General features: G+C 39.8%; 18 protein-coding genes. 9 read left to right on the top strand and 9 right to left on the bottom strand.

Annotation, left to right across the window (positions count from 1 at the left end):
- Positions 1-358 precede the first annotated feature (358 nt).
- The 7 genes from FHT21_RS13680 to FHT21_RS13710 form a co-directional block, all read right to left on the bottom strand.
- Positions 359-1633, bottom strand: coding sequence for a TolC family protein (locus FHT21_RS13680; RefSeq protein WP_167295197.1), 1275 nt, complete (start codon positions 1631-1633; stop codon positions 359-361).
- Between the two features lie 2 nt (positions 1634-1635).
- A complete protein-coding gene (locus FHT21_RS13685) occupies positions 1636-4734 on the bottom strand; it encodes a CusA/CzcA family heavy metal efflux RND transporter (protein ID WP_208398919.1) in 3099 nt (1032 codons plus the stop codon).
- Positions 4735-4752: 18 nt separating this feature from the next.
- A complete protein-coding gene (locus FHT21_RS13690) occupies positions 4753-5883 on the bottom strand; it encodes an efflux RND transporter periplasmic adaptor subunit (protein ID WP_167295198.1) in 1131 nt (376 codons plus the stop codon).
- 31 nt (positions 5884-5914) lie between these two features.
- Positions 5915-6616, bottom strand: coding sequence for an MgtC/SapB family protein (locus FHT21_RS13695; protein ID WP_167295199.1), 702 nt, complete (start codon positions 6614-6616; stop codon positions 5915-5917).
- Between the two features lie 600 nt (positions 6617-7216).
- Positions 7217-8584 carry an ATP-binding protein gene (locus tag FHT21_RS13700; RefSeq protein ID WP_167295200.1) on the bottom strand — a complete coding sequence of 456 codons (1368 nt, stop codon included), beginning with the start codon at positions 8582-8584 and terminating at the stop codon, positions 7217-7219.
- Positions 8585-8605: 21 nt separating this feature from the next.
- Positions 8606-9289: a response regulator transcription factor gene (locus tag FHT21_RS13705; RefSeq protein WP_167295201.1), complete on the bottom strand. Its 684-nt coding sequence runs from the start codon at positions 9287-9289 to the stop codon at positions 8606-8608.
- A gap of 203 nt (positions 9290-9492) precedes the next feature.
- Positions 9493-10380, bottom strand: a complete 888-nt coding sequence (locus FHT21_RS13710; protein WP_167295202.1) for a LysR substrate-binding domain-containing protein — start codon at positions 10378-10380, stop codon at positions 9493-9495.
- A 91-nt stretch (positions 10381-10471) separates the two neighbouring features.
- Between FHT21_RS13710 and FHT21_RS13715 the strand changes: the two genes are divergently transcribed.
- From FHT21_RS13715 to FHT21_RS13755, 9 genes are all read left to right on the top strand, one after another.
- Positions 10472-11194 (top strand): class I SAM-dependent methyltransferase, encoded by a 723-nt coding sequence (locus tag FHT21_RS13715; protein ID WP_167295203.1) that lies wholly within the window; start codon positions 10472-10474, stop codon positions 11192-11194.
- A 158-nt stretch (positions 11195-11352) separates the two neighbouring features.
- Positions 11353-12762: a S41 family peptidase gene (locus tag FHT21_RS13720; protein WP_167295204.1), complete on the top strand. Its 1410-nt coding sequence runs from the start codon at positions 11353-11355 to the stop codon at positions 12760-12762.
- 72 nt (positions 12763-12834) lie between these two features.
- Complete coding sequence (locus FHT21_RS13725) at positions 12835-13425, top strand: RNA polymerase sigma-70 factor (protein WP_167295205.1); 591 nt, start codon at positions 12835-12837, stop codon at positions 13423-13425.
- 195 nt (positions 13426-13620) lie between these two features.
- The gene (locus FHT21_RS13730; RefSeq protein WP_167295206.1) at positions 13621-14643 is read left to right on the top strand and encodes a FecR family protein; all 1023 of its coding nucleotides are present in this window, start codon (positions 13621-13623) and stop codon (positions 14641-14643) included.
- 170 nt (positions 14644-14813) lie between these two features.
- Complete coding sequence (locus FHT21_RS13735) at positions 14814-18059, top strand: TonB-dependent receptor (protein WP_167295207.1); 3246 nt, start codon at positions 14814-14816, stop codon at positions 18057-18059.
- 388 nt (positions 18060-18447) lie between these two features.
- Positions 18448-19749, top strand: a complete 1302-nt coding sequence (locus FHT21_RS13740; protein ID WP_167295208.1) for a hypothetical protein — start codon at positions 18448-18450, stop codon at positions 19747-19749.
- A gap of 93 nt (positions 19750-19842) precedes the next feature.
- On the top strand, positions 19843-20943 hold the full coding sequence (locus FHT21_RS13745) for a hypothetical protein (protein ID WP_167295209.1): 1101 nt from the start codon (positions 19843-19845) through the stop codon (positions 20941-20943).
- A gap of 198 nt (positions 20944-21141) precedes the next feature.
- Positions 21142-22560 carry an inorganic phosphate transporter gene (locus tag FHT21_RS13750; RefSeq protein ID WP_167295210.1) on the top strand — a complete coding sequence of 473 codons (1419 nt, stop codon included), beginning with the start codon at positions 21142-21144 and terminating at the stop codon, positions 22558-22560.
- Between the two features lie 30 nt (positions 22561-22590).
- On the top strand, positions 22591-23412 hold the full coding sequence (locus FHT21_RS13755; protein WP_167295211.1) for a universal stress protein: 822 nt from the start codon (positions 22591-22593) through the stop codon (positions 23410-23412).
- Positions 23413-23804: 392 nt separating this feature from the next.
- Here FHT21_RS13755 and FHT21_RS13760 read toward each other — a convergent pair whose 3' ends face one another.
- Positions 23805-24746 carry a phosphatase PAP2 family protein gene (locus FHT21_RS13760; RefSeq protein WP_167295212.1) on the bottom strand — a complete coding sequence of 314 codons (942 nt, stop codon included), beginning with the start codon at positions 24744-24746 and terminating at the stop codon, positions 23805-23807.
- A 1-nt stretch (position 24747) separates the two neighbouring features.
- Complete coding sequence (locus FHT21_RS13765; protein WP_167295213.1) at positions 24748-25368, bottom strand: sterol desaturase family protein; 621 nt, start codon at positions 25366-25368, stop codon at positions 24748-24750.
- Positions 25369-25516 lie beyond the last annotated feature (148 nt).

A 25516-nucleotide genomic window follows, 5' to 3' on the forward strand; every position in this document is an offset into this window, starting at 1 on the left:
TGATATGGTAGAAAATCTGTAATCAACTACATTTTTCGGGTATATTTTACATCAAACTATTTTACAGACCATATTTTATGCTACCCACGTTTTTTAAAAAACAATGCCTACTTGGCTTGTAGGCAATTTCCTCGTGTTCCGCTTTTACGCTTCTGCCCAATGTCATTAAGTTAAGCCCCCGACAAAGGTAGATGTAACTTAACCACAGATAAAAAGGATTAAAAACGCCCAACTTAATGAATTGGATAACACCACAGCCTGGGCTAAATGGCTAAAACAGCCTTTCATTTTTTAGGGGGCTGCAAGGTACACCTACACTGTTTGTAAACCTGATAGCATACCAATACAAAAGATACGATCAAATATCCCAAATTCCGGCAGCTCGCTCCAACTCTACGCAGGCCCTTGCATAGTTTGCCTGTGCACTATAATAAGCCTGCTGTGTATCGCTATAGATTCTCCGCGCAATCAGCACCTCAAGCAAAGAAGTTTCGCCTCTTTTATAACTGTATATTTTGGCATCCAATACTTTTTTCCCTTCACTTAATAAACCATTTTGGTATCGCACAACCTGTTTTTGAGCGGCCAGATAACTAAAATAGGCCTGTGCCACTTCTGATCTGATTTGCTGCAAAACACTTTCATATCTTAATCCAGCCTGCTGAATGGTGAAACGGGCAGCTTTGAGATCGCCTTTGTACCGGTTTGAAAACTTCAAAGGAAAGCTAATGCCTACATTAACAGTTTTGTGATAAGGTGTGGGCGCTATTTCATTTATTGAAACACCATTAAACTGTAAACCCGCATTGATCCCTAAATCAGTTACCCGGTTTGCCTTTACCAGCGCAAGCCCCTTATCAGCCACCGTTTTACTATTTGTTGCCGCAATAGCATCAGCACGCGAATGCTGGGCCTGTTCTATTAGCGATTCCAAATTTAAAGTACGCGTTAAATTTTCAAAATTTGCCACAGGACAGATCAATGTATCGGGGTTTTTCTTACCAGCAAAGGTACCCATTACCAGACGTGCATTTTGCCAGTTAGCCTCATACTGATCAATACCGCTGAGCAGGTTGTTAGCCTCTAACTTAGATTGCCTGGCATCGGTTTGCGAAATGGAACCGAGTTGATAACGGATAGAATCCGCATCGGCAATCTGTTTCACAATGAGATAAGATTGTTGCTGCAACCGCAGCAAATACTGCTGTTCAACGGCATTGTAATAAGCGATGGCTGCATCAGCACGTAAATTGCGTAAATAATCGAGCAGTACAGCCTTATTTAACTCGGTTTCACTTTTTGCGAGTGCAATCCGGGCCGTTCTCTTACCACCTAGTTCAAGTGTGGTAGATAAACCAAAGCTTACGCCCTGCCCCAATTTTAACTTTTTCTGCTGATTATCAAATACTCCTGTAGAAAACTCGGGATCTGGAAAAACCCGCGCAATTTCTATGCCTGCTTCGGCAATACTTACATCATATTTCTGGGCGGCATAACCAATATTCTCTCGGCCAACCAGATTCAAATACTGTTGCATCGACATTTCGGATACAGCGGGTAAAGTATTTTTTTGTGCATATACCCGTGTTAAACTCAGCATGGAAAGCACTGGAATTAAATATTTTAAATTCATGATTATAGATTGATGGGTGGATTAAAGTCGTTTTTACCCCATTTACTTTCTGATAGATAATAAAGGGCTGGCAGTACAAAAAGGGTAAGTGCAGTGGCTGCAAACAGGCCATACACAATTACCGTGGCTAAAGGGCGTTGTACATCAGAGCCAATCCCCGTAGCCAGGGAGGCTGGCAAAAGGCCGAGTGCCGCAACGCTGGCCGTCATTAATACCGGCCTGAAGCGGTCTTTAGCCCCTAAAATCACGGCTTGGAGCAATTGATAACCTGCCTTACGGAGATCATTGATGTGCGAAACCAAAATAACGCCGTTTTGGATAGCAACTCCAAAGAGAGCAATAAAACCAACTGCCGATGATACGTTTAATGTCATGCCCCTTAGGTTAAGGGCCAGCATTCCGCCAAAAAGTGCCAATGGTACAACACCTAAAATTAAGCCCGCCTGCCTGAATTTGCCAAAGGCGCCATATAAGAGCAGAAACATAATAGCCAATGCCAGGGGTACAACCAGTGCTAATTTTGCATAAGCACGGTTTTGGTTTTCGAACTGGCCGCCCCACTCAATATTATATTTTTCGGTATCATATTTTACATCTTTATTAATTTTAGACTGCGCGGCTTTAAGGAAAGTACTTAGATCAGTTCCCCTTAAATTTAGCCTTACCGTGAGTTGCCTCCGGTTCATTTCCCTTGAAATGGAACTTTCGCCCAGGTCGGTTTTAATATCAGCAACCTGCGATAGCGGTATCAATGCGCCGGTTGAAGCATGTAACATCAGGTTGGCAATTTTATCAGGCGTATCTCTACTGGTTTCCTTATACCGACATATTACATCATAAACCCGATCACCGGCAAATACCTGCGATATCGCCTTACCTCCAATGGCAACCTCTACCAATTGGGCCACATCGTTCATGTTTAAGCCATACCTCGCTACCGCATCGCGGTTTATCCTGATCTGCAATTGAGGTAATGGCGGTTCCTGATCAATGGCAATATCTACCGCTCCTTTTACCTGCTGTAAAGCGTGCACTACCTGCTCGGTAATGCGTCTGGTTTCTTTAAAATCTTCGCCAAAAACCTTTACAACCAGTTCGCTATGGGCACCAGCTATTTTATCCATCACCCCATCAATCATAGGTTGGGTAAAGGCAATTGAATAACCGGGCAAAGCAGCATATTCTTTAGCAAGTTCTTCTATCAGATCGGCTTTGCTATATCCATGCTTCCACTCGGCATAGGGTTTTAAACCAACAGAAACTTCAAAGTGTGAGGGGGTAAAATAATCGGTGCCCTCATCATTACGCCCTGCCTGTACATTTACATAGGTAATTTCTGGATGTTTTAATGTAGCTTGCCTTAGCGCATTGCTCATTTCTTTCGATTTTTCAAGTGTAACACCGGGAGGGAGCGATACCTGTAACCAAATCGATCCTTCATCCAATGGCGGAAGAAAATCCTTGCCAACTGTTGCCGAGAATAGCACTGCTCCCACCAGTACAATTACCAGGGGCAAAAATATTTTTTTTGGCTTCGCGAGTATTTTAGCTACACGCTGCTCATACCAGAACGAAAGTTTTTCAAGCCATTTGTTGTGGTAAATTTTGCCAGGTTTTTTATATATCACATAAGCCAGTCCAGGAATAAGCAATAATGCAACGGCCAAAGCCCCCAGCAAAGCATAACCTACTGTAAACGCCATTGGGGTAAAAAGTTTCTTTTCTACACGCTCAAAAGAAAATAAGGGAAGATAGGCCGTTATGATGATGATAGTGGAAAACAAGATAGGTTTAGCCACGGCCAGTGCCCTTTTAGCAATCGAAACCTCTTCAAGCGGCTCATCAGGATTTTCTTCCCTTTTTTTGAGAATGGTTTCGAGCATCACAATTGCACCATCAACAATAATCCCAAAATCTATAGCCCCCAAAGAAAGAAGATTAGCCGGAATTTTGGTAAAATGCATTAATATAAAAGCAATAAGCAACGATATAGGCACTGTAATGGCCACAATTAATGCGCCCCGCCAGCTTCCTAAAAAGATAATAAGTACTACAATAACCAGCCCCATCCCCTCTAAAAGTGTATGCGAAACGGTATTAAGTGTAGTATTTACAAGGTTTGTCCGATCGAGGTAAGGGCGTATACGCACCCCTTCAGGTAGAATGTTTTTATTCAGCTCATCAACCGCTTTATGTATACCGGTAAGCACAGTTGATGGATTTTGGCCTTTTAACATCACCACAATACCTTCGATACCATCATCGTAATTTACTTTACGATCAGTATAGCCTAATATTCCTTTACGTTCCAGTGTGCCATATTTTAGTTCGCCAAGGTCTTTTACAAAAACCGGCACACCTTTAACCGACTTTACCACCACATCGCCCAGCACAGGTAAATCTTTTACCAAACCGATTCCCCTGATTACGTAACCCTGCTCTCCCCTGTTTAAAATGCTACCGCCGGCATTTGCATTATTACTGCTAATGGCTGTTTGCACATCTGTTAGCGCAACCTGGTATTGCGTTAGTTTATCCGGATCGATCTCTACCTGGTATTGCGTAGTGATCCCCCCGAAATTAGTTACATCTGCCACGCCCTGAACCTGCTTTATTTTGGGGATAATTACCCAGTTTTGCAGATCGGTGAGTGCTCTGAGGTCGCGGTTTTTACTTTCGATAATGTAGCGGTAAATTTCGCCAGTTGGCGAAGTAAGCGGATCTAGTCCTGGAGCTGCACCAAATGGCAGGCTTACACCAGATAACCTCTCCTGAATGCGCTGACGGGCCCAGTAATCATCTACCCCGTCATCAAAAACCATTGTTACAAGCGAAAGCCCGAAAAGACTCCTGCTACGCATCACATGCATGCCAGGTAAACCGTTTAATGCCCGCTCGATGGGAATAGTAATCTGTTGCTCTACTTCTTCAGCAGCCAAACCAGGCACCTGCGTAACCACCTGCGAGGTTACATCGGCAATATCCGGATAAGCTTCAATAGCTAGTTGTTTCCACGAATAATAACCAAATACACCCAGAAGGATAAATAAGGCTACAAAAAGCCAGCGCTTCTTAATTGCGGTAAAAATAAGTTGTTTCATTATAAATAAATTGAAATATTATGGCTTGGCCTGCAATAAATAGAAGCCACCTGCTGATACAATTTTTTCTCCCTTTTTAAGTCCCGATTTAATGATCACCAGATTTGCAGTACTGGCACCAGTCTCCACTTTTCGCCGCTCGTATTTACCATCTGCATCAATTACAAAGACAAAACTGGCTCCGTTCATCTGTAATAATGCTTTGCTTGGGATAGCAATTACGGCACCCGGCGGAGCTAAAAAATCTACATTAACATACATGCCCGGTTTTAACAGCAGATGTTCGTTTTCACATTCTATAAATACTGCAATGCTTCTGGTTTCTTCATCAACCATAGGGGCAATCCGGTATATCTTTGCCTTTAATTTTTTACCGGGTATTGCGGCAATTTCAATTTCACAAGCGCCGTTTTCGTGGATATATTGAATGTCTTTTTCTTTTACCTGCCCAACAACCCATACCTTCGATAGGTTGGCTATAGTAGCCACGCTGGCCGCATCATCTTTGATAAACTGGCCCAAAACCACCTTATTTTCTATTACTTCGCCTTTAATGGGCGAATAGACTGTTAGTGGCTGTCCTAATGATAATTTTTCGGGATCTGCTTTAAAAATCTTAATGCCGATTAAAGCATTTTCGTATTCCTTTTTCTCCACATCAAAAGCTGTTTGGGCCTCTTCGAGCTCCTTCTGGATACCCACACCATGGGCCATTAAATCCTTTTGACGTTTTAAAACACGTTCGGCCTGTTGCATCTGCGACTTCTCCTGAAAGAAAACCTTTTGTGCGGTAATAAAATCAGGCGAACTGATCTCAAACAAAGGTGTCTCGGCTGTTGTTTTCATTCCGGGTTTTAGAAACGACCGGGTTACGCGCCCTTGAAACGGTGGGGCAATTTTGGCGTATTGGGTAGGAATTGCTTTTACCGTTCCGGCAGTAACCACCTGCTGAGTATAAGAAATGGTGTCTACCAGGCTTTCTTTTAATTTTGCTTTTATCGGATCGTGATCCGGAACAATAACCAAGTTATCTTTTTCACTAATGCCTATAGGGGCTTGCACGGATGGCCGTTGTTTGCAGGATACAAATATGGCCATCATACCAGCCAAAATAATTGATGCAAAATGAGGGTTGTTTTTTAGTTTCATATCTATGTGATTATTTGACGAAGGCGATTATTTACAGGTCATTTTCATCACCGGCCTTGTTCCAGCTGATTTCTGATACCTGCTGTTCGATTGTTAAGCGGCCTGCGATCTTTTCCATTAGCGCATCTTCATTGCTGTTGGCAAATATTTCGGCGGTAATAATGGCAATCGAAGGGTTTACATCATCGGTACTTTTTAACGAGCGCAACAAAAGTTTACTGTCATTACCGGTAAACTGCAATAGCAATACCCTTAAATGGTTTTCTACATCCTGTCGGCATTTAATAATCAGTACATATGGTACGGGTACGTGTGTGTTTTTGAGTGGGAGACGGCTTAGTTTTACACCAAGCGGGCGCATGATCATGTGTGTAAGAATAATCAATGTGGTAAAAAAACCAGCTTCCATGATAAAGCCGGTACCGCAGGATGCACCTACTGCTGCTGAGCACCATAAGGTTGCTGCAGTATTTAAGCCGCGTACATGGAGGCCATCTTTCATAATCACCCCTGCACCTAAAAATCCAATGCCGCTTACTACATAAGAGATTACCCTGCCAGCAGCATCGCCACCTTCTTTTACACCCAGGGTAACAAACATACAGGCGCCGATACAAACCAACATATTGGTGCGTAAACCTGCCATACGTTGCCGCCATTGCCGTTCGGTGCCAATGGCAGCACCTAAAATAAAGGCTATTATCAGCCTGATCGAGAAGTCAAAAAAAGTCATAAATTTCTAATTATGCCCTTACCAGGCATAAAAGAAACTTATACCTGCAGGGCGGTTAAAATGTGGATAGTTACGGTATTTAAATAGGGGCCAGCGTCCATATATTTTCTTTGTTTTTATTGTGCTGCAAAAGTAAAACATGGCTTTTAAAGGCACTGTTAGAGGAGAAACAGAAATTCATTAGAAATTTATTAGAAAGATTTTGTTATTCTGAGTGTAGCGAAGGATCTGCAAGAAATGCGCCTGAAAAGTAAATAGATCTGTTGCAGTAGTAATAGACCGCGAAAAGTAGTCAATTGCGAGATACGAAGATAACCGAACGAAATGAGCTCATGAATGCCCTTAAAAGCAACCGTTAAATGAATAATCTTACAACGATTGCTATGCCCTATAGTAGTAGGATTGCTTCGTCGTACTTCCCGCAAGCACGACTCTTTTTATTGGATTCTGCAAGGATAGTTTAACGCATCACAGCCCAGAGGACAGTTCTATTAGCATCAGCAAATGATGAACCGGAAATACAGATAATAAAGAGAGCTTTCGCTTAAGATGATAAAATTCTGAAGGAAGGAATAGTTATTTTTCTATCGTACCGGATAACTAAACATGTGGAATTTCTACACTGAAAATGCTCCCCTCATTTATTACAGAACGAATTTGTATCGTACCATGATGCATGGAAATGATTTTTTGAGTAAGCGATAAACCTATTCCATTTCCTGTTGTAAACGTTTTGTTATTGCCCCTATAGAATGGAGTAAAAATATGGTGGATATCTTCAGGTGGAATTCCAATCCCGGTATCGGCAAAGCTTAACCTGATCATATCAGTACCAAAATCAATTTCTACCGCACATTGGTGATTAGATGAAAATTTGCAGGCATTTTCCATTAGGTTAATAAAGGCTATCTGAAGCAAATACTCGTTTCCCTTAACCAGAACATCGCCATCTTTTTCAATTTCACGGGTAAACTGAATATCCACTTTATAAGCCTGATCGATTTTAAGCACCGCCTCGCGGGCGTCCATCAATAATTCATCAGCACGCTGTGTTTTCATGCTGATGGTATGCTGATCGTAACTGGCTTTGGCCAGATCAAGCAAACCGTTGGAGAGCCGCACCAGTCCCTGCGCATCGCTCAAAGCAAGCTTAATGATTTCCTGATATTCTTTTGTAGTACGTTCTTTAATCAACGCCAACTGCAGCTCGCCAACGATGGTAGATAAAGGCGTACGGAGTTCGTGCGAGATATTGCTCACAAAACTTTTTTGCCCATCAAATGATTGTGCCAGGCGATCGAGCATATGGTTAAAGGTACCGGCCAGTTCGCCGATCTCATCTTTTTCGTTTTTAACCTGAACCCGGTTGTGCAAATTTGTGGCCGTAATTTTAGCCACCTCCCCTATAATTCCGGTTACAGGCTTTAATGCACTTCCCACAAAATAATAGCCAGCTACTATTGTTAAACTAATAATGATAATGAAAGAAACTATTAAAGCGTATTTAAGTTCCTGCAAGCGGCTTAAGCCATATTGATCGTTTGCCGCAGCAGTAATTACATAGTTTTTTTGGTGGTGCTGGTAAAGTAACCCGACTACCTGTAATGAACCCTGCTCGAAGGTAATTTCTTTTTGCTGCACAATCTTATCGATCATTTTTTTGGTCTCTTTAACCTTGTCTATCTGCACGGCATCATGGTAAAGCAGGTTAAATGAGGTATCGTAAATGGCCACTTCTTCTTCAAAAAGCGAATTAGGAGCACTTTTATAAATGAGCTGCAATACCTGGGCAGGAACTTTTGCGTCAAAAAGCAGGTTAGCTTTCATAACGGCTTCTTTTTTTAACTGCTTGTAATACTGGTCTTTTCTAGTCTTAGCACTGTAAATGTAAACAAAGATGGCAAAGGCCAGAAGCAACGAAGCAAAAAGCGTAAAAAACAACAATAAGAGTTTTATCCTTATTTTCATTTTCAGGCATCAATTATGTGTTTAACCTTCTTTAAATATAAAGCCCATTCCAGGTTTGGTATGGATCAGTTTCACGGCATGGTCCTTATCTATCTTCTTCCTGAGGTAATTGATATACACATCAATAAAATTGGTACCCGAATCAAAAGTATCCCAAACCTTTTCTGCAATTTCGGTTCTGGATAAAACCCTTTCTGAGTTGCTCATCATATATTCCAATAAACGGAATTCTTTTGGTGTGAGGTTTACCTGTTCATGATTACGTTTTACGATTTTCGTTTCAAGGTTCATCTCCAGGTCGGCAAAACGAAGTATAAAACCCTGTTTAAAACCATTGTTTAGGCTTTGGGTTCTGTTAATCAGCGCGCGGATCCGGGCATGAAGCTCCCTGAAATCGAAAGGTTTTACCAGATAATCATTAGCCCCTGCATCAAAGCCTTCAATTTTATCGTCGGTTGTGCCCAAGGCAGTAAGCATAATAATCGGGATATGGGGTAAATTGCGCCTAATCTCATTACATAAATCAATCCCATTAATTTTTGGCAGAACCAAATCCAGCAAAATCAGATCAAATGGCTTAAATAAAGCCAATTTTTTTCCCATTTCTCCATCATAGGCCAATGTAACCTGAAAACCAAGTTCAGTTAGCCCTTTTTGGATCATTTCTGCAACCCGAAGTTCGTCTTCAATAACGAGTATCTGCATTGGAACATTTTAGATCACAAATCTGGGTATTATTTATTTATGTTTTATCTTTTTTGCAATCATAATAATGTATTTGTAATGTGGCAGGCATTGCCAAGCAACATACATTAAAAATGAAAAGCCACTGATAGCTAAAAACACAGGAATTTACTCGATTAAAAAGAATCGCTTAAACAGGAGATATCCGTTTAACATTTGAATTATCAATTAATTTTTAACTGGGTATAGTGTTTAATAAACCAGGTTAATGCAGGGTTTTTATTCGATTCTTTATAAGCCAACACCACCTCTGTATTAATAGGAATGGCATCAAATTCAATAAATGAAACTTTCAACTGTGCATATTGCTCTTTTAACGATAATGGCAAAATAGACACACCCAAGCCTGCTTCTACCAATTGTAATATGGAGTGTACATTGTTGGCCTCGTGGGTAATGTCTGGACTAAAGCCCATCCGCTGGCAAATTTCTATAAGTTTCTGGTTATACTGGGGTGCAAAATCTTTATTAAAGAATATAAACGGACTCTTCTTCAAAAAATCAGCAAGTCTGTACTGATCATCAATTTTTTGATCTGTTAAAGGGATAACCACCACAAAGGGATCAAAAAATAAAGATTCTACTTTCAATTTTTCAGATAAAACCGGGGCTCTTAAAATCCCCACATCTAAGCCGCCATGTTCGAGCGACTTAATTTGGGCCAGCGTAGGCACTTCGAACAAACTCGTTTTCAGATAGGGGAATTCCTGGTGCATCAATTTTAAAATTTCTGCCAGGTGCGATTGGTAAACGGAGCTGATATAACCAATCTTTAATTCGCCGCTAACGCCTTCATGAATTTTACGAACAAATCTTTTACTTTCTTCCAGTTTGGCAAACACAGCATCTACTTCAGCCTTAAAGTACTTTCCGGCATCTGTTAATGCAACCCGCTTATTACTCCGAACAAACAACTGTACACCAAGTTCTTCTTCAAGTTCTTTAATCTGCCTGCTCAAAGGAGGTTGAGAGATAAAAAGTTTGGTTGCTGCCTTGGTAAAGTGAAGTTCTTCTGCCACGGTTTTAAAATACAACAAATGTCTAAGCTCCATACTTATAATACTTAATAGGTATTGAATTATGCTAAAATTGATATTTTACAAATATGATTAACAGCGCTAACTTTACAAAAAAAATAAAGCAATGAATAAAGATTATTCGCATAAAGCAACAAATGAAGAAATTAGAACAAGGTTTGATAACGATGTAGAACGTTTCTCGAACTTAGAGAGCGGACAACAAACCACCATCGACGCACCACTTACCATGGAGCTTTGCACAGGGGCGGCCAAATACACTAATCCGAATGCGAAAGAACTATTGGATATTGGATGTGGTGCAGGTAATTACACATTAAAAATGCTCAGCAAAATCCCAAACCTTAACTGTACACTTAACGATTTGAGTTTACCGATGTTAGAACGTGCAAGAGACAGGGTATCGGCACAAACTACCGGAAAAATAACACTTGTACAGGATGATATGCGTAACCTTAATTTGCCCGATAATCATTTCGATATTGTACTTGCTGCTGCAACATTTCATCATTTGCGCACCGATGCCGATTGGGAGCTTGTTTTTACTAAAGTTTACCGGGCCTTAAAACCAGGAGGCAGTATCTGGATTTCAGACCTTATTGCACATGATTCCGTTTTAATCGATAATCTTTTTCAAGATCAATATGGAGCCTATCTTGAAACGTTAGGTGGTGCAGCATATAAGCAAAAGGTATTTGATTATATTGAATATGAAGATACCCCACGCTCTTTAAACTATCAACTGGCTTTGTTGCAAAAAGTTGGGTTCAGCGTTACCGAAATCCTGCATAAAAACGCCTATTTTGCAGCATTTGGTGCAATAAAATAAGATATGCCTGGGTTATAGTGCACTATAACCCAGGTATAATTTCCATTATGTTTAAATGAGTAGTTTAAGGCTACGTGTTATAGATAAAATCCACGTTTAAAATTAATATCGAGTTAACAATAGTAGTTTTAAGTTTGCTTCTAAAATCAGGAAAGGCAATGACAAACTCCATAATCTATTTAAAAAGAACAACTTATTACAGCATTTATTTTGTCATTCTATTTTTAGCCATTCTGCCATCCTGCAAAAAAGGCAATAAAATCCCTGATTATCCGATTGGAAGCAACGAGAATATCAACAGCTGGATACTCGATAGCCTTAAGCGATACTATTATTGGAACGAGCAATTGCCTGCTAAGCCCAATCTCAACTTATCCCCAAAAGATTTTTTTAATTCCATCCGCAATTCATCCGATCGCTTTTCCTATATCAGTATCCCTAACGACCCTTCCACCGCAACACCAAGCAATAGAAATTTTGGTTTTGATTATGCAACAGTAAGCGACCAAAATAGCGCAAAGGTTATCGGGGTCATTAAACTTGTATTAAAAGATTCTCCTGCTTCGAGAGCTGGCTTAAAGCGTGGAGATTACATCAGTAAAATTAACGGAAAAACGTTAACCGTAACCAATGCGCAAACTTTGCAAACCGAAATATTAAACAGCGACCGCTTTTCGATGGGTTTAGCCGAGCTGAATAACAATACCTGGACAGATACACGCACGGTTGAGTTAAATAAAGGTATAATACTCGACCAACGGGAGATTAGCAAGGTGATAGAAAGTGATGGAAAAAAAATCGGTTACCTCTACTTTTTGGATTTTAATGGTGGTTTGGCCAGCTCGCTCACCCCTGTTTTCAGTAATTTTAAAGCAGAAGGCATATCCGACCTTATCCTCGATCTGCGTTATAACGCGGGTGGTCAGGTAGCAGAAGCAGCAGGCATATGTGCCATGATTGCCAAAAATATATCTTTCGATAAACCTTTTATTACCTATCGGGGCAATAAAAATGGAGGAGCCAAAACAGAATCTATCGGTACTGCAGCTACTTTCGATGGCACTGTAAATTTTAATACCCTGTTGCAACAAAACCTTGGGCTAAGCCGGGTTTATATTTTATCAACAGCCGCCACAGCATCTGCATCGGAAGTAATAATCAATAACCTTAAACCTTTTATCCAGGTGGTGCTAATCGGCGAAAAAACAAGGGGAAAAGATGAAGCATCATTTAGGATATTTGATGCCCGAAGCCCTAAACAGGTGAACTGGGAAATGCACCCGATTGTTTATAAACTTTTTAATGCACAGGGCAGCGGTGGGTATACTTCAGGTATCACACCCGATATCGCAGTCAATGAAATGAGCATTTTGCCTTTGCTTCAACTGGGTGATGCTGCAGATCCAATGGTAAAAGCAGCAATCGCTTCAATCACAGGTAAAGCCATCAAAACTTCGGTTGCTTTAAATCATGTACTTCCTGAAAGCTTTAAGGCCGACCATATTTTAATGGATTCGAGGGTGCAATCTGCCCAGCAAAGTATTGTAACCACTCACCGGTTAAAGTGATAGAAAAGGTTTTCATTGTGTTAACATTAACTTTAAACGCGACTACTAACTTGGCTCCCATAACCGGTACTTATGGAACAGTTGGAAGATTTTAAAAATGCAAAACTCCTGAACGCAGTAAAAACTGGCAATTCGGCTGCTTTTAATGAAATTTACCACCAGTACCGCAAAAAAATATATGGTTATGCCTATCATTTTACCCGGAGCAGAGAAGAAGCTGAAGAACTTACGCAGGATGTTTTTGTAAGGCTCTGGGAAAACAGATCGAAGATCGATCCGGAAAAGAATTTTGATGCCTTTCTTTATACCCTCATACGCAATAATTTTCTTTCAACACTCCGTAAAAAAGCCAGAGAAAAAGCCTATAGCAACGAAAATCTTAAACATGAGCAGTTTTTTAATGCCACAGAAGACGAACTTAATGCCAAAGATACCAGGCAGATTGCCCAGGAGGCAATAGAAAGCCTTTCTCCGCAGGTAAAAAAAATATACCTGATGAGTAGAAATGACCACCATACACATGAGGAAATATCGCAGTTGATGGGCATTTCCAAAAACACAGTAAACAATCACCTTAAAAAATCGCTTGGGATTATGCGTAAATATTTTAGAACATATTCTCCAGAAACGATTATATCTTTTGTACTGGTAATGTTTTGTTAAGATCTGTCAATGGTCTCTAACAGTCGCCCTCCTGAACTTGTTTCAGGATCTATCCTATTTTAATCCATCGCTGTTGATTATTGAAAATTAATTAACGTCCAAATTTTTTAAAATAAATTTCATTTCCCTATAGCTGTATCGCAACTCTCGTGCATATATACAGTAGTGCGCAGCATAAAGCTTACAAACATTAAGGTGAAAGAAAACATTAAAATACTATTTGAACATTACTTAGCAGGTAAAACCGATCCGGAGCAAGAAAAAATTCTGATGGAGTACCTGGCCGATCCAGCGAATGCCGATAGTGAATTTCATGGTGCAATGGAAAAGGCATGGGCAAAACAAACAAGAGAAACCGATTACTCTAGAACTGCTGCTCAAGGACTGGCGCAAATATGGGATAAGGTAGAGGAACGCCAACCAAAAAGCCGGTCACTCTTCCCACTATTAAAATATGCCGCAGCAATTGTGGTCATCATTTCTGCATCGCTTGGCTGGTATGCATATCAGAAAACACAACAACCTGTGCAAACAGCCATTACCTTTTTAAGTAAAACCACTCAAAAAGGCGAAAAAGTAAAGTTGATTTTGCCCGATAGTTCTATCGTATACCTCGGTGCCGGCAGTAAGCTTACCTGGCCGTCGCACTTTGTGAAAGGTAGTTTAAGAAGTATCCGGTTGGAAGGTGAAGCATTTTTTGAAGTAAAACATGATGCCTCAAGCCCTTTTATAGTGCATAGCGGACAGATGCAAACCCAGGTTTTGGGTACTTCATTCAATATCTATGCTTATCCAAAAGATGGAACTTTCAGTGTGGCTGTGCGTACCGGTAAGGTAAAGGTTTCGGAGAACAGTGCGGGAAAATTAAAACAACTTTCGCTTCTTACCCCTGGAATGAAGTTATCATACCATTTAAAAGCACGCAATTATACCGTTAGTAACGAGCGTATCACGGAAGTAAATGCCTGGATCAAAAATAGCTTTGCCTTTAAAGATATAAGTCTGCCAAATATGCTCAAATCGCTGGAAAGGTATTACAACGTGCATTTCGAAGTAAAGGTCCATAAATTAAACCAATGCAGGTATAATGCCACATTTACGAACAAAAACATTGGCGAAGTAATGGAAGAAATCCGTGTAATGAGCGGCAAAAAGATGAAATATAAAATAGACACTGCGAACAAAACAATTACCGTATGGGGGGAGGGCTGCCAATGATAGGTTAGCTTATACTTAAGGACGCAACACATCTGCGCAACATTACCAGGTTTATACCTATGAAAAACAAATTAAACCTCTTAACACAAACATGGAGCCGGATTGCTCGAACAATCCAGCTCCTAAACAAAAGTTTTTAACCCGTGAGAATTAAAAAACATCTTGAACCTATGAAAATAGGGTTTTATGAATATATAAAAGAATATATTATCAATTTCGGTTACAGGCCAGCGGCATTTATGTTGATGCTGTGCATCCTTTTATTTAACCAAAGGATAGCAAAAAGCCTTGAGCAAACACCAAGAGAAAGTAGTGTAAGCATCAAAATAGCAGAAATGAGCATCTCTGATGCCCTGAGTCTTTTAGAAGAAAAAGCTGGGTTATCGATTAATTATAACAGATCGATTTTTAACCAGAACAGCAAAATAAGTCTCGAGGTAAAAAGTATGCCCCTCGAGCTGATCCTCAAAAAAATACTTTCAGGCACCAGGGTAACCTATAGGTTTTCGGATAACAATACCATATTACTCTACAAACTACCAGATCCGGTAAAACCCGGGCGCATATCGGGCAAAGTATTGGACGAAAAAGGAATAACCCTTCCGGGTGCTTCCATTAAAATTATCGAAACAGGCAAAGCCACACAAACCGCCAGCGACGGAAATTATACTATAAGCGTTGAACCGGGCACTTATACTGTAGAGGTTAGTTATATTTCTTTTGTTACCAAGCGCGTTAGCGAGGTAAATGTAAAGGCTGATAAAAATACACCGTTAGACATTTCTTTAAAACCTGATGCAAAAGGCCTGCAGGAAGTGGTGGTAACCGCCAGTTACAAAAAAGCTTCGGTTGAGGGTTTACTGGCCCGCCAGAAAAATGCCTCCGAAATCAGCAACGGAATCAGTGCCGAACAAATTGCCAGAACACCTGATAAAAATATCGGTGAAAGTTTGAAACGCATTAGCGGTGTAAGCACTATTGATAATAAGTTTGTAATTGTACGGGGAATTGGCGAGCGTTATAATTCTGCGCAATTGGATGGTGTAACCCTGCCTAGTACCGAGGCACAGACACGCAATTTTTCTTTCGACCTTATCCCTTCCAACCTGGTTGATAATGTAGTAGTAAGTAAATCTGTAACGCCCGACATGAATACTAGTTTTGGAGGCGGGCTGATACAGATCAATACCAAAGATATTCCCACAGAGAATTTCATGAGTTTTACGGCAGGAACATCCTATAATGATCAAAGTACTGGCAAGGATTTTTTGAGCCACAAACGTGGCAAGTATGATTATTTCGGATTTGATGATGGCCGTAGGAAATTTCCGGCTGGTTTAGAACATACGGAGCGTACTACAGCCCCCAACAATACCCTTACAGACGAACAGTATCTGCAAAAGCTGATTGTCCAAAGCCAAAAATTCACCAATGATAATTTTACGATGTACCGCTATAAAACCGCTCCGTCTCAAAATTATCAGTTTACCTTGGGTAGAATCGTCGGGATTGATACGACAAATAATAAAAAACTGGGCTTCACCACATCGTTAAGTTACCGCAATAATCAGAACATTAACACTATTGAGCAGCAAATAAGAGGCGATTGGAATGTTAATACCCCAAACTCTGGTGCGAAATACCTGTTCAACACTACTTTAGCCGCCATACTGAATGTGGGTTTACAACTTGATAAAAACAGGTTTAGTTTCCGCAACACCTATACACACATTTATAACAACGATTTAGTAAGAACCATTGGTTACGATGCCGATAATGGATTTGAATTCTTTACCAAGGGTAAAAAACCAAATGCCATTGTAGAAGCCGACGACCCTACCTATACCGATCTGTTACAGAATAAACTAAACGGGCAGCACCAGGCTGGCAAGGTAAAGCTGGAATGGAATTTATCGCGCACATCGATAGATCGTAAAGAGAAAGATCTGAGTATTGCTACGCAGAACTTGCAGCAATTTGGTAATGATTACGAATATTTTTATCAGGCAAGCGGGCAAAGGGAGGGCTATATTAAACCTACCTCACGGCATAACTACAGTAATAACGAACACCATTTTGCCTGGAGTGGCGATGCCAACATGCCTTTTAAAACTGGTCTGTTAAATAACATCATAAAAACGGGTTATTTTGGCATACACAAAGAAGGAACGTTAAACTGGGAAATTGCATCGCTTGTTCGCAGCGCAACGATACCCGATAGCCTGAGGTACATTTCTATTGGCCAAATGACCGATCCCTCCAAAATTGGCAATAATGGTTACAACTACTTTATTAACCCTTATTTTTTAAACGGTTATAAAGGAAAAAGTATTACCCATGCAGGCTATGTAATGCTCGACAACCGCCTTGAGGAAAAATTACGCCTGGTTTGGGGTGTAAGGGCCGAATATTATAAATATACGGAGCTACGTAACGATTTAAATGTTAGGGGGACAAGCAGCTTTGTACTTCCGGCCGAAAAAAAATGGCGCTGGTTGCCATCGGCTAATCTAACCTATAGCCCGGCAAAAGAAATTAATATCAGGACAGCTTTTTCAAACGCTGTAGTAAGACCCGAATTAATGGATAACAGCCAGTTTTTCAGGTACGACCCTATGTTCGATGCTCAGTTTGGTAACGAAGGTTTAGCCAGTACACAGATTAAAAATTACGATCTTAAAGTAGAATGGTTTCCTGGCTTGGGCGAAATTATCTCGGCAAGCGCCTTTTATAAAAAGTTCGATCAACCGGTTGAAGTAGTTTACAGTATTTCCAACGGCGGTGGTTTTTATTACATCAAAAACTCTGATGAAGCCAAAGTTTACGGATTGGAACTGGAGTTAAGGAAAAATCTGGGATTTCTTACGGGCAATACCCTGTTATCGCGGTTAACACTTTATGGCAACCTCACGCTACAAACAGCCAATGTCATTGGAACCTACGAAACTACAGGTGCCAATGGCGAGAGCGTTACAGTAAGCTCCAAAGCCAAAAGAAACATGTATGGGCAGGCACCTTACCTTATTAATGTCGGTTTACAATATTTAGACGAACACTTTGGTTTTAATGTGGCTTATAATAAATCGGGCCGCAAAACCACATTGGTGAGCCCGGAACTGAATAATATCGAATATGAAAACCCACGCGATCAGATTGATGCGCAGATCAGTTATAAATTTTATAAAAACAGGTTTGAAGTAAAACTGAATGCCGGTAATTTACTCAATAAAGCTTCATTGATTTATAGAAATACAGGGAGTTATGAGCCTAACCCCGATTACCAGGTAGGTTCTGATTACAGCAATAAATTGCGTTTAAAGCCTGGTTTTACCAATAATTTGGAAGATGGAGACCAGGTGATGTTTTTGCAAAAATTTGGTCGTACGTACAGTACTTCCATCACTTATAATTTTTAAACCGACCATGAAAAACAGCTCTAATAAGGTTACACCATTTAGCAAGAAAGGAGGAAAATTATTTCCTGTATAGCCATAAAAAAAACGAAAGGTTGTACCAGAACCCTCCGTTTTAAACCGATCATTTCTAGTAGAACGGCAAATCAGGATAAACCTGAAATATTTTAAAATATACTGTTAAAAACCCAGGGTGGCTAACAGATTTACTTAGTTAAATCGATATGAATGACTAAGATATAAAAAAACATCACATTTAGGTATAAACATGCTTTTATTTCCTTAAAAACATTGGATAATTGGCCAGTTTACCTGAATGACCTTGAAAAAAATCAACCTGAAAAAACATGGATCATACCTATAAGATCCTATGAAAAACAAAAAAATGAAAATGAAAAATTTCAAAAACTTAATCGGTCTTTTATCAATTGTTGCTGTTTCATTTACAGCTTGTAAGAAAAACGAAGGTGGTGCTGATACATTCGCTAACCGCAGCACTTCGGCAGCAGATTATTCACAATCATCATTACCGGTTGTTGCCGTTAGCGGAGACATTACCAGCTCTGTTACCTGGACAGCAGGAAACGTTTATGAATTAAGTGGTGTAGTAACCGTTAGAAACGGTGCAACTTTAACCATCCAGGCCGGCACCTATATTAAAGCTTCGGTAAATACACCGGGTGTACAAAATGGTGTATTGGTTATTGCTAAAGATGGTAACATCAATGCAATAGGTACAGCTGAAAACCCAATTGTATTTACCAGCCGTTATCTTTTAGATGGTGATGCCAGCACAACAGGTAAGCCAGGCGATTTAGGTGGTGTAATTGTTTTAGGTAATGCTAAAATCAACGTTGGCGATAAACTGATTGAAGGTTTAGCAAATGAAGATAAGTTTCATTATGGCGGTAATAATGATGCTGATAACCGTGGTACTTTACAATACGTACGTATCGAATATGCAGGTTTCCAGTTGGCTCCGAACGTTGAGGTTAATGGTTTAACTTTAGGTGGTGTGGGTAGTGGTACTACAATCGATCACGTACAGGTTTCTTATGGTTTAGATGATGGATTCGAATTTTTCGGGGGTACTGTTAGCCCAAGCAATTTAATTGCTTTAGCTTCTGATGACGATCAATTTGATTTCGACAATGGTTTTACCGGAACATTAACCGATGCGGTAGCCATTGCTGATAAAAATTCTACACACAGCACAAGTGGAGGTAACAGCGATTCAAATGGTATCGAATCAGACAACAATGCACCTGCTGAAGATGCAACCTTTAGCTTAACGCCTAAAACGCACCCAACTTTACAAAATGTGAGCGTTTTTGGTACTGAAAACCCTAATGGTATTGCTGGTTTAGGTTACCGTAATGGTATCCGTGAGCGCAGAGGTTCGGAAGTTACTTTATCTGATGTAATTGTTTCTGGTTATAACACTGGTATTGCTTTCGATGCTGATGCCAATGCAAGCCTTTCAGATATTAATAGTACTTCTGTTCATGGTTTCACCAATTCAATCACGGCGGCAGTTGGTGCTTATGTAGATGGTGGTGGTAATTCATTAGTAGTAAACGCAACCAATGCCAGTTATTTTGGTGTTAGCCAGCCATGGTACAACACACCAGGTTCGCCGGCTACAGTTACGCTACCAAGCTGGGCTTCAGGTTGGTCAAAACTTGTATTCTAATTTTTTTCTCTCTTAACTAAAGGCGGCCGTACCCCATGGGTACGGTCCCTTTATTACAAAAACAGATAGCTGTTTTAAATGTAATTACCCTATATGAAACTAAAAATTTTTACCCTTTTCTTTCTTTCTGCTGTTGTAGCCTTAAGTTTATCTTGCCGCAAAGCAGAGCTGCTTCAACCAGAGCCTGCTAAAATTATCCAGTTAAACATTACTGGCACCACTGATGTTGATCTGGAATACCTGTATAAAGATAGCATTATAGCCAGTACCAAGGCAGGCACAGGCGGCATTGGTGTAAAAACCCTGCTTGCCGTAAAAGATCAGAACTCCACCTTAAAAATCAGAAATAAGGCCACTGCCGAAATATTACTGACCAAAACGATTGCTGCAGCCCCATTCGACCAAAACATCAATGTTTTTTACGATGGCACCAAAATATATAATAATGCCATTTCATTGCGGATTAAGGGTTATGCCCTATCCGGCGAACTCGAATTCTTATTAGATGGAAATTTATTATTTTCAGCAACAGGTGCTGTAAATAAACCATATTCCATCCTTATTGATAAGGGTACTACGAGAGAAATTTCTATCAGAAAAAAAGGTGAAACAGCCATTTTGTTAACCAAAACAATCGAATCGACCGCGGCTCAACAAAATATCGGTTACTTTTTTGACGGCACTAAATTAGTGGATAATGTAAAACTCGATCCACCTGTTAATCCAGCCAATATGATGCTGACGGCTAAATTTGAAACTACATTTCCAAATCAGTTTAAAAATATAGATGTGGATCTTGTATTTTATACCAGGCTTAAAAATGCATCAAATACAACTGTTGGTACGAAACTAGTACCAGAACTCAGATTTACCCTTCCTAAAAATGGTTCTTTTAATTCAATAGAGCTCCCTGCTTTACCGGGTCCGAATTATATTTACAGCTTCGATATATTTGAAAAGGGAACCACGAATGATCCTTATATTTCCGGTACACCTTTAGTTCTGACCGGTTATACAATTAAACCGAACGAAGGAAGAATTACATCAATATTTGCCGACAATGGGATTAATTTTGAGGCAGGAAAATCGAAATTATATTTAATTACCGATGGCAAAACAAATGTATCAACGCCTACAAAATCTGTTTATATATCGGGAGGCAGGTTAACCGACCTTTCGCAATATTTTCAATAGGATTTATCATTATTACACAGAAAAGGGAAAAACCAAAGCAAACTGCAGCGGCTATTCCCTCTTTTCCTTTTATTACCATTTGCGCATTAACCTATTAATAACAATCATTTAACTTACAACACGATTTAAATCAGCTACTTATTCATTTATTTGAATAACGCAGATGAGTGATCTGCAATGGATACCCAAACTGATCTTATGCCGTCGTTCTGCAACATCATTTCCTTTCTAGGAAACACCGATTTAAGTACTCCCCTTGTCATCATTTTTATAGTATGCTTACTTGCTGTAGTTGGGTTCGAATTTGTTAACGGGTTCCACGATACGGCCAATGCCGTAGCTACAGTGATTTATACAAAAGCACTTAAACCAGTTGTGGCCATCCCTTGGTCGGGGTTCTGGAATTTCATGGGCGTATTTACAGGAGGAATTGCCGTAGCTATGGGCATTTTAAAACTGGTTCCCTTAGATGCCTTAATGAACCTTCCTATTGGTGTGGGCGCTGCCATGGTATTGGCTGTTTTATTGGCCTCCATTGCATGGAATCTAGGCACCTGGTATTTGGGTATCCCTTGTTCGAGCTCGCACACCATGATTGGTGCCATGATTGGTGCTGGTTTAGCATTTACCTGGTACTATGGGGGCAAAGGCGTAAACTGGGGCAAAGCCGAAGAAATTGGCTTATCGTTAATCTTATCGCCTATTATTGGTTTTGGATTGGCTGTTTTGCTGATGTACTTTTTAAAACACATTGTGAAATACCATGCCCTTTTCCATATCCCACATGGAGAAAACGACCGTCCGCCTTTACTCATTAGAGGCTTACTCATCACCACTTGTACATTAGTGAGCTTTTTTCATGGCAGTAACGACGGACAAAAAGGTGTTGGTTTGCTGATGTTGATCCTGATTGCTTTTTTGCCTGCAAAATTTGCTGTAAATCACCATATCCCAAATGATAAAGTACTTTTCCAATTGAACCAAACCGAACAGGTACTTCAAAAAACCGCAGCACTTAATCATGGTAAAAGACTGGATATCACCACGCTGGTGACTAAAATAAATAAGGCTAAATTTCACCTGTCGCTAAAAAATGAAACAGATAAAAAAAATACCTATCTTTTCCGTAAACAGATAGAAGAAGTAATTGCTGCGGTAAAAACGGTAAGGACAGATAAAACATTGATCATTGACAAAGCCGACAATCAGCTCCTCGCCGATAATACTACCGAATTAGCCAAAGTGGTTGAGTTTGCACCTTTATGGGTTATACTTTTAATTTCCATTTCACTGGGCCTTGGCACCATGATTGGATGGAAGCGGATAGTGGTTACCATTGGTGAGAAAATTGGGAACGAACACTTAAATTATGCCCAGGGTGCAACATCCGAAATCGTAGCCGCATCTACCATCGGTTTAAGTACAGCCTTCGGATTACCGGTAAGTACCACACATGTACTATCGAGCGGGATAGCCGGTGCCATGGTGGCTTCTGGCGGAAAAGAGAATTTAAACAATAATACCTTAAAAAATATTGGCTTGGCCTGGATACTTACGCTACCCGTATCAATCGTTTTAGCCATCTTGTTATTTATGCTTTTTCATTTGTTTATCTAACCTTTTCAATCAACCCATATCCTTTAAAAAATGAAACAGATACTTGTAGCAACAGATTTTTCGAGAAGTGCAGGAAATGCCCTGGCTTATGCGCTGGCTATGGCAAAAACGCTAAATATGGAGGTTGTGGCCATCCATGCCATCCATCCTACCGAAGGCATAAATAACAGTACTTACAATGCCATTTTTATCGAATCTTATTACGAAAACAAAAGGACTGCTTTAAAAGAATGGGCCGAAAACATCAGAACGAAAGAAAATTACACTGATGTTAAATTAGAAACCAAATGCGATGTTGGTTTTTTAAGGGCAGTAATTACCAATCATACCGAAAACAACCTGGTAGAACTTTTGGTAATGGGCATTACCGGGGCAACAGGTATAAGTGGTATTGTGGGCAGCAATGCCAGCATGGCCGTTACCAAAATGAGAATCCCAACACTAATTGTTCCCTTAGAAAGTAGTTTTACAAACTTTCCGATTATTACGCTGGCTACCGACTACGAAACCGTTTTATCGCCTAAAGACATTACAGCACTGAGCGAGCTCTTAAAAGCTTCGGGCACGAGAAAAATGCAGGTGCTTTATGTTGCCGAAAAATCGGATGAACTACATATTCAAACCGGAGAAAAAAGGATTAAAGAATTGCTTCCTGATACAGAAATAGAATTTAACTACATTATAGACAGTAGCGCGCCAAATGGTATTATGGACTTCATAAAAAGCAACCATACTGATATACTTTGTTTAGTTAAACATCACCACAATATTATTTACCGGTTATTTACCAGTAGTACGGTTAATCAGGTACTGAACAAATCGGTAAAAGCAATCCTGGTTTTACACGAATAGATTTTTTATTGATTGATCTGATGTGATTTTCTTCCAAGTACCCAGCGGTTACGCATGCAACGGTAACACCTATAACGTTTCATAGGTAACCAGAATAACAAGGCTTTAATTATAAATGTTCGTGGAATTCTTTCCATATCAGATTTATCGCCTTTACCGCATGGGCATACACCTTGATAATGCTCGTTTCCGATTGATTTGATCGCTGCTGTCATGACACAAGAAATTGAAAATTTATACTAACCTTATAGATAAACAAAAATATAGCGCTAATGTTAACATAAAATAATCTGTTCAACACCAAAACAGGTTTATGACTTCATTATCAGTAAATTTCGTCCTAATTTCCCTATAAAAACTCGGCTATTTTGATTTAAGATCAGCTATTGGGCTTAATTACCAATTGCGCTTATCATCGTTGCTATAAGCCGTTTCAACTTCGTATGATGCATTAAATAATTAAAAGAAATAATACCCAAAAATGCGCAGATTACTCCAGCCAATACATCAAGCGTATAATGATGGCTGGTATAAACAGCCGAAAACCAGATTCCGAGCATAACGGTAAAAAAGAAAATATTAATTTTCCCCAAGCGGTTTTTTAGGCCATAATAAACAACAATAACGGGATACGATGAGTGTAAGGATGGCATGGCAGCAAATACATTAGAACCTTTGCTGTATATCCCATGAAAAAGTGTAATACCAAAAAAATGGTCGAAACGGGCCAATCCTGCAGTATTGCCGGCTGTTTTGGCTATAAATTCGAAGCCGTGTTCCTGCACATACCATGGTGGTGCTGCCGGAAAAGCATAATAGACTACAAAGCCCAATAAATTTACCCAAACAAAAGTGAGCGAAAACTGAACAAACTGTTCTTTATTCTTAAAGAAAAGATAAGTAGCAAATGCCAAAGGAACAGGCACCCACATTAAATAGAAAAAACCTGTCAATACATCTAAAAATGCATTACTGTTTATCTTCCAGTACTCGTTAGGGGTAAGTATTAGCCCATGAGAATGAACACCAAACAACTTTTTTTCAAGTGAATACAAATCTTCAATATGCACTTGATTAAAAAGATAGTTTGGAAAGGCTTTCATGTAATCAAACAATATCCAGTATACAATAAAGATTGAAAAGCCGAGAATAAAGCGTCTTGTTCCCTTCGAGATAAAGAACAAAGCGTTAAAAATAAAAATCAGCACCAACTGATCGGTTTTAAAGCCGACCAGCAGCGCTGATAACAATAGATATCCAACAGATATAGCAACTGTTAGATAAACATTCCGGATATTATAAAAACTATTTTTAAGCAATACTTCTTGCTGCATGTTATTTTTTATCAAAATTAGACCTAAAAATATGGTCCCAAAAAGTCCAGCTTACACCATAACCTTTGGTCGAATCGGAATAATGATGAAGCATATGGTGTTGCTTTAGCTGTTTCCAGAAACCGCTTTTAAAATTAGCATGATGAAGGGCGTAATGCACCATATCGTAAAACAGATAACCAATCATAAAGCCTGAGAAAAATGGATAAACCATTGTATCGGGTAACAACCAATCGAAAAGAAAGTAAAAACCCAAAGCCATAGGAATACTGGCTGAAGGCGGCATCACCAATCTTTTGGCATCATTGGGATAATCGTGGTGTACGCCATGAAAAATGAAATGGATTTTCTTTCCCCACTCGGCTTCTGGTTCGAAATGAAAAACATAGCGATGCAAGATGTATTCCGTGATGGTCCAGATGCCAAGGCCGAACAATAACCATCCCACAAAATTTAAAACAGGCATTTCGATTTCCCAAAGCGCTTTCCAAAAAAGAAAAGCTATAACCGGAACATACACGATTAATGGCACATAAAATCGAACTTTTGATAAACTTTCCAAAAAGTCATTCTTAAACATCCTGATGGATGCGGTTGAATTTGAAACAAAATTCTTTTTCATTTGGTCATATTTTTTAACTGGTCTTCGACTCCGCTCAGACTGACAAATTGAGATAGATTTCCCGACTGCGCTCCGCTCAAAAATGAAGGATTCCAGTAGAAACAGTCGTCATTCCCGCGCAGGCGGGAATCTTAAAGCTTATAGCATT

This window comes from Pedobacter sp. SG908 (assembly GCF_011759615.1).
Lineage (GTDB): Bacteria > Bacteroidota > Bacteroidia > Sphingobacteriales > Sphingobacteriaceae > Pedobacter > Pedobacter riviphilus.